This is a genomic window from Peribacillus sp. NPDC097225 (assembly GCF_044761955.1).
Lineage (GTDB): Bacteria > Bacillota > Bacilli > Bacillales > DSM-1321 > Peribacillus.
In genome coordinates this window covers 127283-138159 of record NZ_JBIWDJ010000002.1, presented here as the reverse complement: position 1 = coordinate 138159, position 10877 = coordinate 127283, and the positions used below count along the sequence as shown (strand labels likewise).

Annotated in this window: 14 protein-coding genes; all 14 read right to left on the bottom strand. The window is 39.7% G+C overall.

Going from position 1 to position 10877, the window contains the following annotated elements:
• Positions 1 to 39: 39 nt before the first annotated feature.
• The 14 genes from ACIQXH_RS06580 to ACIQXH_RS06515 all read right to left on the bottom strand — a co-directional run bounded on the left by ACIQXH_RS06580 (position 40) and on the right by ACIQXH_RS06515 (position 10849).
• The gene (locus ACIQXH_RS06580) at positions 40 to 1053 is read right to left on the bottom strand and encodes a glycoside hydrolase family 15 protein (protein ID WP_402873121.1); all 1014 of its coding nucleotides are present in this window, start codon (positions 1051 to 1053) and stop codon (positions 40 to 42) included.
• A 270-nt stretch (positions 1054 to 1323) separates the two neighbouring features.
• Positions 1324 to 1650: an AzlD domain-containing protein gene (locus ACIQXH_RS06575; RefSeq protein ID WP_402873123.1), complete on the bottom strand. Its 327-nt coding sequence runs from the start codon at positions 1648 to 1650 to the stop codon at positions 1324 to 1326.
• Positions 1641 to 2378, bottom strand: a complete 738-nt coding sequence (locus ACIQXH_RS06570; protein WP_402873126.1) for an AzlC family ABC transporter permease — start codon at positions 2376 to 2378, stop codon at positions 1641 to 1643. The genes ACIQXH_RS06575 and ACIQXH_RS06570 overlap by 10 nt, the downstream gene beginning before the upstream one ends.
• A gap of 25 nt (positions 2379 to 2403) precedes the next feature.
• The gene (locus ACIQXH_RS06565) at positions 2404 to 2910 is read right to left on the bottom strand and encodes a mismatch-specific DNA-glycosylase (protein WP_402873129.1); all 507 of its coding nucleotides are present in this window, start codon (positions 2908 to 2910) and stop codon (positions 2404 to 2406) included.
• A 227-nt stretch (positions 2911 to 3137) separates the two neighbouring features.
• Positions 3138 to 3359, bottom strand: coding sequence for a hypothetical protein (locus ACIQXH_RS06560; protein WP_402873132.1), 222 nt, complete (start codon positions 3357 to 3359; stop codon positions 3138 to 3140).
• A gap of 667 nt (positions 3360 to 4026) precedes the next feature.
• Positions 4027 to 4641, bottom strand: coding sequence for an NAD(P)-binding protein (locus ACIQXH_RS06555; RefSeq protein ID WP_402873135.1), 615 nt, complete (start codon positions 4639 to 4641; stop codon positions 4027 to 4029).
• Positions 4622 to 5383 (bottom strand): sirohydrochlorin chelatase, encoded by a 762-nt coding sequence (locus ACIQXH_RS06550; protein ID WP_402873138.1) that lies wholly within the window; start codon positions 5381 to 5383, stop codon positions 4622 to 4624. Before ACIQXH_RS06550 ends, ACIQXH_RS06555 begins: the two co-directional genes overlap by 20 nt.
• A complete protein-coding gene (gene cobA / locus ACIQXH_RS06545) occupies positions 5383 to 6159 on the bottom strand; it encodes a uroporphyrinogen-III C-methyltransferase (protein WP_402873141.1) in 777 nt (258 codons plus the stop codon). The genes ACIQXH_RS06550 and cobA overlap by 1 nt, the downstream gene beginning before the upstream one ends.
• Before the next feature lie 18 nt (positions 6160 to 6177).
• Positions 6178 to 6396: a DUF3906 family protein gene (locus ACIQXH_RS06540; protein ID WP_402873143.1), complete on the bottom strand. Its 219-nt coding sequence runs from the start codon at positions 6394 to 6396 to the stop codon at positions 6178 to 6180.
• Positions 6397 to 6410: 14 nt separating this feature from the next.
• Positions 6411 to 8039: a nitrite/sulfite reductase gene (locus tag ACIQXH_RS06535; RefSeq protein WP_402873146.1), complete on the bottom strand. Its 1629-nt coding sequence runs from the start codon at positions 8037 to 8039 to the stop codon at positions 6411 to 6413.
• A gap of 16 nt (positions 8040 to 8055) precedes the next feature.
• Entirely contained in the window at positions 8056 to 8655 is a 600-nt protein-coding gene (cysC, locus tag ACIQXH_RS06530) for an adenylyl-sulfate kinase (RefSeq protein WP_402958809.1), read from the bottom strand.
• A gap of 29 nt (positions 8656 to 8684) precedes the next feature.
• Positions 8685 to 9833: a sulfate adenylyltransferase gene (gene sat / locus ACIQXH_RS06525; protein ID WP_402873151.1), complete on the bottom strand. Its 1149-nt coding sequence runs from the start codon at positions 9831 to 9833 to the stop codon at positions 8685 to 8687.
• Between the two features lie 27 nt (positions 9834 to 9860).
• On the bottom strand, positions 9861 to 10565 hold the full coding sequence (locus ACIQXH_RS06520) for a phosphoadenylyl-sulfate reductase (protein ID WP_402873237.1): 705 nt from the start codon (positions 10563 to 10565) through the stop codon (positions 9861 to 9863).
• A gap of 167 nt (positions 10566 to 10732) precedes the next feature.
• The gene (locus ACIQXH_RS06515; RefSeq protein WP_402873240.1) at positions 10733 to 10849 is read right to left on the bottom strand and encodes a YezD family protein; all 117 of its coding nucleotides are present in this window, start codon (positions 10847 to 10849) and stop codon (positions 10733 to 10735) included.
• Between the last annotated feature and the right edge of the window lie 28 nt (positions 10850 to 10877).

The following is a 10877-nucleotide window of genomic DNA, read 5'->3' as shown; positions in this document are numbered from 1 at the left end:
CCCTTGATGGGAAGAGCTTTTTTTCATGCTCTAAATGACTTATTTAATTTTTTCATTCTGCATCATATTTGTTTTCTCCAAAAATAAATATGATAAAGAAACTGACCAAGCTAACGGGGTATTTCCGTTAGGGACGTCTCTTCCTCCAATATATAATTCGGGCACCTCCCAATTTAAAGGAATGATTTTTTTTGTTTTATCAATATAATCCATCGCCTTGTTCACCATACCTAGTTCAAGGTAGCAAAGTCCAATCCAAGGGAGCCCGAAGCACCATTCGGCTTCTTGCCCTTCATTATAATAAAGATCCTTCTCATAACGTATACAACCGTAAGTCCTTTCAAGACGATTCGTAACATTCTCTAAAATTTTCAGGGCAGTATTGCGATCAACTAGACGGTATGGATAAATTAATGATAAAAGGGCAAGATCGGTTTCCTTCGTATAGCTTTCTCGTGGAAGCAGGAAACGAAGAGCTTCCTCTCCCTTCTTGATTAATTCTTCCTTAACTGTCACAAGCATTTTTACGGAAGTTAAACCGGCTACACAAGCTCCAATACTTGAAGCATGTATTTCAATATTCTCTTCCCACATCCCATTATCTCCGGCCTGCCAATATTGAAGACACTCAAGATAATCGACTAACTTTTGCACAATTTCCAAGTCATGTTCATCTCGTATGACCTTTTGTCCATTCCGGTAACCTTCGCCAACCCCCCATAAAAAAGCACCAATTGAATCATTCTGGGCATGGCCCCATTCAACTGGAAGTTCTTTTAAATCAGTGGAGTACCGAGCATGAATATATTCAAAAAGATATTGAGGTTTTTTTTCGGTATGAATGTCTATTTTCCATTCATACATACGAAATATATCAAATAATGCATGATAGGCATTCATATATCGATCGGATGAATCAGTTAAAAAAGGTAACACTGTGTAAACTACATCCCTAACCCATACATAATTATAATCTTCAGAAAGACTTGCTGTATATGCCCCATTAGAAAGACGCATACGATCAAGGACTTCTAAGGCTCCATTTATATTCATTACTTAAACACCTCCGTAGCAATTTGCTTATTTCCATTATTAACAGCCATTCAATTATTAAACATTCATCCAATCTTTAAAGCGCTTACAATACGAATTCTTTTATTATAGAATATGTAAGCCCGCGCGTTTTTGATAATCAAGCTTCCTAAACCTTATAAGTTAAGATAAATCCCCACCCAATTATCACGCACCAAAAAAACCAGTGAGGCGAACCTCACTAGTTATATCGACTCATTCACTAAAAAGTTAGTACTTTTTAAAACTTTTTTAAAAGAATATTCTTAATGCCATTAATGAAAGAACTCCTCCAAGTACGGTAATTAGTAAGCTTCGTGTGAAAATGGCTATTGCAAATGTAGGCAGTGCAGCAGCTAGGCTCAATAAATTTTCCCTTATAGAAAACGATTGGTCCACTAAAAGAAGTTCCTGAGCAAGTAGGGCAGCCATGACAGCAACAGGAACATGTTTCAGCCAATTGATGCCCCACTCAGGAATATGCATTTTGCTAAGTAACACTAATGGTAAGACTCTAGGGATGACAGTAACGATGGCGGCCCCTAAGATCACATAGAAAATATATGCGTTTATTTCCACCTTTCAATCACCACCCCTATGGTTGATGCTAATATTGTTGCAACGATGACACCTGTGCTTCCAGAAAAAACAAAGCTTGAAGCCACTACAATTATGATGGCACTGAGAGCTACCAAACAGTCAAGAAAATACTTTTTATGTCTTAAAATCTGCAAAACAAGAAGCCCAATAAACATTGCAGGCAATGCAAAGTCCATGCCATATTTCTCGGGATTGGGAATCCATTGCCCTAAAAAGCCCCCTGCCATGTTTGCCACGAACCAATTAAAGTAGGCGGCAACATTCAGACCTAACATCCATTTAAAATTGATGGCTCTATTTAGCTGTGCATGATTAATGGCAACGCCAAAAGTCTCATCTGTTAACAAGGCACCTGTTAGTATATTTTGCTTCGTTGTTTGATGACGGAAATATGGTGCCAATGCCGCACTTAGTAAAAGATGGCGGCTGTTGATGAAAAAGATCGTAAAAACAATGGCAGAGATCGGGTGACTTGCCGCAATCATGCCTGACGCTATAAATTGACCGGATCCTGCATATAATAAGAGGGAAATAAGGGCAATTTCCACCATGCTTAAGCCCGCTGTTTTTTCGACTACCCCAGCCGCAAAGCCGATACTTAGATATCCCAGTAAAGTAGGGATACAGTCCTTCACCCCTTCCCAGAAACTTTGCCCTTCATTGACATCTGTATAGATACGCTCTTCTCCCAAACTATCCTGCCTCATAAGTCTCCGCCCTTATTATGTATTTTCACTTCTTCAAAAGCTCCGGCAATTCTCGATAGATTTCAATAATATCCTCTATCCTCATCCTAACCAAACCGCTTGAAGATGGGGCTACAAATTCCATCGTTTCCTTCGACAAAGGATCTTTCTGTAAGCCCCATGGAACGTCTCGTTTCTGCCGATACTCTTGATATACTCCCTTACCGACGAAACAAACAATCCTAGGCTTGAAAAGCTTTATCTTTGCAAGTAGTTGTTTTCTTCCCTCTTTGTATTCTTCTTTAGTGATATCGGCAGCCCCTTTTGTCGGTCTAGAAACAATATTAGTAAATCCAAAACCCAACCCTAATAAAGCGAAGTCTTCAGAAGGATCGTATTTTCTTTCGGTTAATCCAGCTTCGAAGAGAATCTTCCAGAAGCGATTATTTGGATTGGCATAATGATGTCCTGTCTGTCCTGAACGGATACTAGGATTGAAGCCAACAAACAGGATATCCAAATTTTTCGCTAGGTGATCGGGTATGCTGTACATTTTAAAACTCCTTTTATAACGTTAAGTTATCTCTTTTATATTATTGTACAAAACTGTAAAATATTTAACTACCTTTTCAGATGTTTTTATCTCGATAATAAATCCACGATGACTTAAAAAGGCAAAACTCTTTATAGATCGACCTATAAAAAAACAGCCATCCATTCAGATGACTGATTCTTTAAGAAATTTACTGGTCAATCTTGACACATAAATCATGGAATGGTTTAATCATTTTCTTTATTGTCGTGTTTGTTTTTTCGTTCCTGACACGTCTCATCTTGCTTACACTCTTTCTCCTTTTTTTTCTTGAGTGTAGCGTTGAACTTGTTATTGACTGTGAAGATATACCCGGGAATGATTTCTAATGAAAATGAATCGCCAGCCCGAAACCGTGCTAGAACTTTGCCTAGCCTTGAGCCTGTTGAGTCTTTTGAAAAAATGGACATTGATGTACCCCTTTCTTATTTAGCCTCAACAATAGTATATGGATACCTTGTCTCATTCGATTGGACTTATTATAGTAAGAAAACTTCTTAAAAGGGAAGAAACTAAATTCCTCGTATAAATGAACTGATTAAATTTTAGAATGAGGTTTCCATGGAATGCAAAAAACAACCACAAGGGTTGTTTAAGAGTCAATTCGCTTAGGCTGAATAAGTCCCTAGCTTTTTTGCTAAAGACAGTTTTGTGACTCTATGGTAGATTCCGAGACAGCCTAAAAAGACATGTATTCCATTTCCCCTGGAAACCATGCGATAGACTATATTCTTGTCTACAATACCAAGGTTGATAGACGAGGCCACTGAAACAGCGGTGGTTCCAATTCTGATAAGGGACGGATAACATGCTAAACTGAAGCAACTGCTGGAGTAATTCAAAACATCAATTGGAGTGAAGATGAACTTTCCCATGACTGTTCCAAGTGAACCATCTATTCATTCTTGAAAAACTGATGAAAGCTAACACGATGAACTTTCCCATGACTTCCTCCCCATTTTCCTAGATTAATACACTGACCTTACATACACCATTCATGTATAGTCAAAAGAGGCACCTTGCAATGATAAATTATCATTGCAAGGTGCCTTCCTTTTCTCTGATGAGCGCAATCTATTAATCAATTTCAACCGGCATAAGACTCACTAAAAATCGATATCTTTCCTTAACGGAATGCTTATACAACACGTCGATTGAATTTTTTAACAACCTGGATTTTTCTGTTTTTGAAAATGAACTGCTTTTTATATGCTGTCTTGCTTCGAATAGGAATTCGAGATAATCCTCATACGATTCATCATATACTTCCTGTAAATCATTACGGATCTGTTTAGCTAGCTGAGGGCTTGCCCCATTTGTGGAAACACTGATTGAAAGCTTTCCTCTATGTAAAGTTGCCGGAATGTGGAAGTTTGCCATCTCGTGATTACTGATGACATTGACGAGTTGATTTTCATGAGCATTTTTGTAGATTTCTTCATTAACCTTGGATGAGTTGGTTGCGGCAATGATTAAAAAGGCTTCTTGATAATCCGCTGCTTCCACCTCTTTACGAACAACATGAACGGCTCCTTGTTCTTGAAGTTGCTGGAACCCTTCACAAATCTCAGGACTTATCACAGTGACAATAGCTCCTGCTTTTATTAAAGGGTTAGCTTTAAAAAAGGCTATTTTACCGCCGCCGATAATGACGCACTTTTTATTTTCGAGATTAAGCGTAATCGGATACATAAGCACTCTCCCCAGATAATTCCTGAATTCTATCTGATATTGCTTGTTCAATCTTAGGATGATAGCCAAGATAAGGACAAAGGACAAATTTCTTGTCGCTGTTTCTCTGGACTTCCGATATTGCCCTTTCCATCGATTGCATTAAAAGACCAGTAAACAATAGATAAGGGATTACGAAAATTTGGTTTACGGGAGTCGAATTCGCTTTTAACAGTGCTTCTCCAAAGCTTGGTGACGCCGCTGTCAAATAACAGTCCTTCACTCTAGTGTTTGGTATCCTGTTTTGAAGTGAATTGGCTATATGGCCTAAGTCTCTTTTTACATCAGGATCACTGCTTCCCCGCCCAACCAATAAAACAAGTGAATTTTCCGTTATCTTTTCTTTTGTTTCTACCAAACGTTCCTCTAAGATATCCACCATTCTCTCACTGACCCCTATTGGCCTACCATATTTCATTTCCACATCAGGAAATTGGTTTTTCATTTTACGTAAAACCTGTGGAATATCATGTTTAGCGTGCGCAGCAGTTAATAAGAGAATCGGGATCGCTTTAATTTTTGTTGCTCCCCTGTATACACAAGCTGCATATGCTTCTTCTATGGTCGGGCTTTCCAATTCCAGAAAGCAATACTCTTGAATAACATTGGGGTGTCGTTTCATACAAATTCGAATAAAATCGATAGCTTGCGCGGAAGCCTCTTTAACGCGACTCCCATGACATATGTAAAGAATCGCTTCCATTAAAAGGCCTCGTTAGCCAATAACTTTTCGACTTCCCTTGGTTCGAACCAATTAATTTTCCCACTTAAGTTAACCACTTCTCCAACGACGATCATACAGGGATTTGAGATTCCTTCGTTTTGGACAGTTTTTAGTATAGTGCCTAATGTACCGATAGCCGTCTTTTGTGTATCCAATGTCCCCCAATGGATTAATGCTACAGGTGTGTCTGGACTTTTCCCATGTTCCAAGAGTTTTCCTTGAATATACGGAAGGTTCTTAATACCCATGTATATCGCCAATGTATCGATGCCTTTAGCAAGCGATTCCCATTTGATGTTATCGTCTTCACCCTTTTTACGATGACCGGTTACAATGGCAAATGATGATGCATGGTCTCTATGGGTAACCGGAATACCTGCATAGGCCGATGCGGCTATGCCAGCTGTAATGCCCGGTACTATTTCAAAGCGTATTCCATTTTCGACAAGAGCCTCTGCTTCCTCTCCGCCTCTACCGAACACAAAGGGATCTCCGCCCTTTAATCGGGTGACCACCTTACCCTTTTTTGCATATTTGACGAGAAAACGATTGATTGTTTCTTGTTGCAAGAGATGGTAATCCGGCAGTTTTCCACAATTAATCAATTCTACGCCATCTTTGGCATGAGTCAACAACTCTTTGTTTACAAGGCGGTCATATAAAATAACATCAGCTTCCTGAATACATCTTAACCCTTTTACTGTAATTAAATCTGGATCTCCGGGACCGGCTCCTACTAGATATACTTTCCCCATTTTGCAATCCGCCTTTCCTCAGAGTACTGTTTCGAAATTCGATAAAACGAAACCTGCTCCATTTTTAATTTGTTTCTTTTCATATAATGATACGTCATTAACCATCGGCATTTTCAAAAACCGTTTTTCCAGCTCGATATCGACAAGCTGGAAAGCCATTTCATCTGAATCTGCGGCAATGATGACATGACATAATTCATTCTTAATTGTAACTTCAAAGCGATAAAGATTCATCATTTTTTTACCTCTTTTTAAACAGCAATCATGCTCGCTAAGACATTATCCAGTTTATTCTGTAATTCCGACGTTCCAACCCGTTCAACAAATTCAAGAAAACTTTCCGAGGGAAGTTTTTTGTCTTTAAAATAAAGAATTAGCTCTTTCAAGACATGATAAAGTTGTTCCGCTTCCACTTTTCCTTTTAGTTTTTCATTGAATTTTCCGCCAGCATTTAATGTTCCGCCCACGTATATTTCGAAAGCCTCAACCATCTTTTTATCTTGGTTTTTCATTTTTATCCCTTGTAATCCTATATCAGCAATCGCTCGTTGGCCACAGTTATTAGGGCAGCCAACCATATGCAGCCTTACCGGTACATCTAGATCAATTTCCTTATCCAATGTTTCGGCAATGGTTTTCATCCTGTTTTTCGTTTCAACAAGTGCTAGGTTACAATATTCTATACCTGTGCAGGAAACGGAGTAACCGAGAAATTTCTTGGGCTCGTATGGAAATCTTTCAAAGATTGTTTCCTGTTTTAAGGCTTCCAGATTTCCATCCGATACATTCGGAATAATCAGGTTTTGTGAATTGCAATTCCTGATTTCCCCATTTCCATATCTTTTAGCTATTTCGGCGAACTCGATAACCTCTTCGGGCGTTAGTCGACCAACTGGGATATTGACGCCCACATAGTTGAGTCCTTCCTGTTTTTGTTTATGTATGCCGTAAAAATAACCAGCATTCCATTCCTTCAACGCACTTTCTCCCTTGTCAGGTAGCGGCCCAGTGTATTCCAGTACTTTTTCCGTGAATTGTTCAGGGCCCCAATCAGCAACAAGAAACTTCAAACGTGAACGGTGGCGTTTTTCCCGGTATCCGAAATCACGAAAAATCGTTGTGATCGCTGCAGCCACTTCTACCGTTTTCTCAGGTAAAACGAATAAATCCAGTTCTTGTGCCAGCATAGGGACTGAGGATAGACCCCCACCAACTTTCACATGAAAGCCGACTTCTTCTTGCCCATCTATGACCTTTGTTGCCGGATTAAAGGAAACGCAATTGATTTCGGCGTTTGAAGCATTATGTATATTAGCACTGACTGACATTTTATATTTACGTGGAAGGTTCGAAAAGTCTTCATTCATTCTGAAGTATTCAAATACATCCGTAAGGACTTCCCGCGTATCGAATAACTCATCTGGATCGATTCCAGCTAGAGCGTTGCCGATAATATTCCGTGTTATGTCTCCGCAAGCACCCGCTGTTGTCAATCCTACCTGATCTAGACGATTTAATATATCAGGGACCTGCTCTATCGTCAACCAATGAAATTGTATAGCTTGCCGTGTAGTGATGTCATAGACATCGCGGCCATAATCCTTAGCAATATTTGCAAGGGTGATCTGTTGGTCGTATGTGAGAATCCCTCCTGGAATCACAACACGCATCATCCAATAACCAGCTTCTTTAGGACGTTGTAAGTAAAGACCTGCCCATTTGAACACATCCCATTCTTCTTTAGGGATGGAGTCGAATCCATTTGCCGCGTAATGAGGAATATCGTCAAAAATCTTCAAAGCATCTTTTTCCAGTTTCCGAATTTCCATTTTGTTTTTGGCAAGCGCTGGATTGTCCGCCCAAATCTTCTCGTACACCATTTCTTTTCCCCCTAGGTTAAATCGCTCTCTTTGTTGTCAAATAGTCTATAACCTGTTCGACGCACTCTTCTACACTAAACTGACTGGATTCCAATACGATTTCCGGATGTTCCGGTTCTTCATATGGAGAATCGATTCCAGTGAAATTTTTAATGATACCTTTACGCGCCTTGTCGTAAAGACCTTTTGGATCACGGACTTCACATTCTTCAAGTGGACATTTTATGTACACTTCAATAAACTCGCCTTCTCCAAGCAGGTCCCGAACAATTTGACGATCTGCACGAAAAGGTGATATAAATGCCGTTAATACGAATTGACCACTGTCCACGAAGAGCTTGGATACCTCTCCAATCCGTCTAATATTTTCTGTGCGATCTTTTTCTGAGAAGCCTAAATCCTTGTTAAGTCCATGACGGATATTATCCCCATCCAAAACATAATTTCGGATATTCCGATTATACAACTCTTTTGCAACAGCATTGGCGATCGTTGATTTCCCAGAACCTGAAAGCCCGGTAAACCATATCACCGTGCTCTCATGACCGTTTTGCTTCCGTCTAAGTTCCTTCGTTACCGATGCATCATGCCAAGTTACATTAGTACTTTTACTCATGAGGATCCTCCTTCTAAAACTTACAATAATTAGTTATATACCTCGTTCTTCTTAAGCCCTTCTATCAATACTTCGATTACTTCTTTGCGGCTGAAAGTCGCTGGTGGAATTTCCCCATTCCGTAACATTTCCCTAACCTTCGTCCCAGAAAGGATGACGTGATCTTCTTTACCATGCGGACATGTTTTTGCAGAAGCCATATTCCCACATGTTTTACAATAGAAGCTATGTTCAAAGAATAATAATGTTATCCCTAACTCATCAGAAGTGAAGTTCCCGAAGATCTTTTGTGCGTCATACGTACCGTAATAATCGCCCACACCTGCATGGTCGCGTCCGACAATGAAGTGAGTACATCCGTAGTTTTTACGAACCATTGCATGAAAAATCGCTTCTCTAGGTCCTGCATATCGCATGGCTGCTGGGAATACCGCAAGTGAGACACGGTCCTTTGGATAATACTTTTCAAGTAATACTTTATAGCTTTCCATCCGAACGTCAGCAGGAATGTCATCGGACTTCGTGGCACCAACTAATGGGTTTAAGAATAATCCATCCACTATCTCCAATGCTGTTTTTTGAATATATTCATGGGCACGGTGAACGGGGTTTCTTGTTTGGAAACCGACAACCGTTTTCCACCCTTTTTCTTCAAATGTTTTTCGGGTATCAACTGGGTCTAAATAATGATCCTCGAATAATGGACGCTCGATCCGTTTAATAAGCTTGATTTTACCACCTACATATACATCGCCACGATTATATAGATTTTTTACACCTGGGTGATTCTCATCATCCGTTTGATAAACTAAAGTTGCCTCCACTTGCTTATCAGGTGTAAATATATCGGAAACGGCAAGGACTCCATAAGTTTGGCCCTCATGAGTTAACTTTACTTCTTCCCCGATTGTAAGAGCGTTTGCCACATCAGCGGAAAGTGGTAATGTAATAGGAATACTCCAGACATGCCCGCTGCTAAGCCTCATATCCTTTACTACTGTTTGATAGTCTTCTTTTGAAAAGAATCCCTCAATGGGGCTGTATGCTCCAGTCCCTATAAGTTCCAAGTCGCTTAATGAGATTTCATCAATTTCAACGGATTGTTCTATTTTAGTTAAATCATAGTCTGGTTCAAAGCGATTGATTAATGTTCCTCCGTGCGGCAAGCTAATGGTCATGCTGATTTCCCCCTGAATTTTTTATAATTATGATAAATGTAATCCGCATTCTGTTTTTTGGGCACCTTGCCATCGTCCTGAACGAAGATCATCAGCATTAATGGCAGGTGCTGTACATGTTTTACAGCCAATACTTGGATATCCATTATCATGAAGCACATTATATGGTAAGCCATTTTTATGCGCATAACGCCATACATCTTTCCATGTCCAATGAATGAGCGGACAAATTTTGATAGATTTGAATTTGTTGTCCTTGTTTATATATTCAGTCAATGCACGGGTTTCCGATTGCTCCCTGCGCAGTCCCGAGAGCCAAGCCGTCGCTGTTGATAATACTTCAGTGAGCGGCGTAATTTTGCGGATGTTACAGCATTGATTTGAGTCATGAAGCCATAATTCATCACCAAATTCAGCGGCTTGTTCTTCCAATGTCATTTCCGGTTTCTTCATTACAATGGAAAGCCGTGGGTAACGATTTTTCACTTGTTCGATTAATTGGTAAGTCTCAGCGAAATGAACATCCGTATCCAAGAATACGATTTTGGCGGAAGGATTAACCTTTGCCAGCAAATCTGTCAGTACAATTCCTTCAATCCCAAAACTACAGGCATAAATGAGTTTATCTCCGTACTCTGAATTTGCCCATTCCAATACTTCTAACGCGCCTTTTGTATCGCTATCTTCCGGGAACGAAGGTAATGTCGCTGTATCAATATTTTCATAGTCCACTAGCTCTGCCAACTCTATACCCCCTTTTAAGAATCACCCTATGGTACAGCAGATATCTTTGAAAGCCTTTGAAACACCATTTCTTATAATGAAAAAGGCGGCTTTAACCAATAGTTTCCTATTTATATCAGCTAAATCCACCTCTAGTTTTCTAGTCAGCAGTCCATTTATTTAATTCTCAATTTTTCGTTTCTTTCCATTTGTATAACCTTACCGTCCTGAACGATAAGGGTTATGGATCCATATTTCATAGTTTTTAGCATTTCTTGCAGCCTTTCAAATATTTCCCCCAGCTGATTTTCCTTTTCCAAG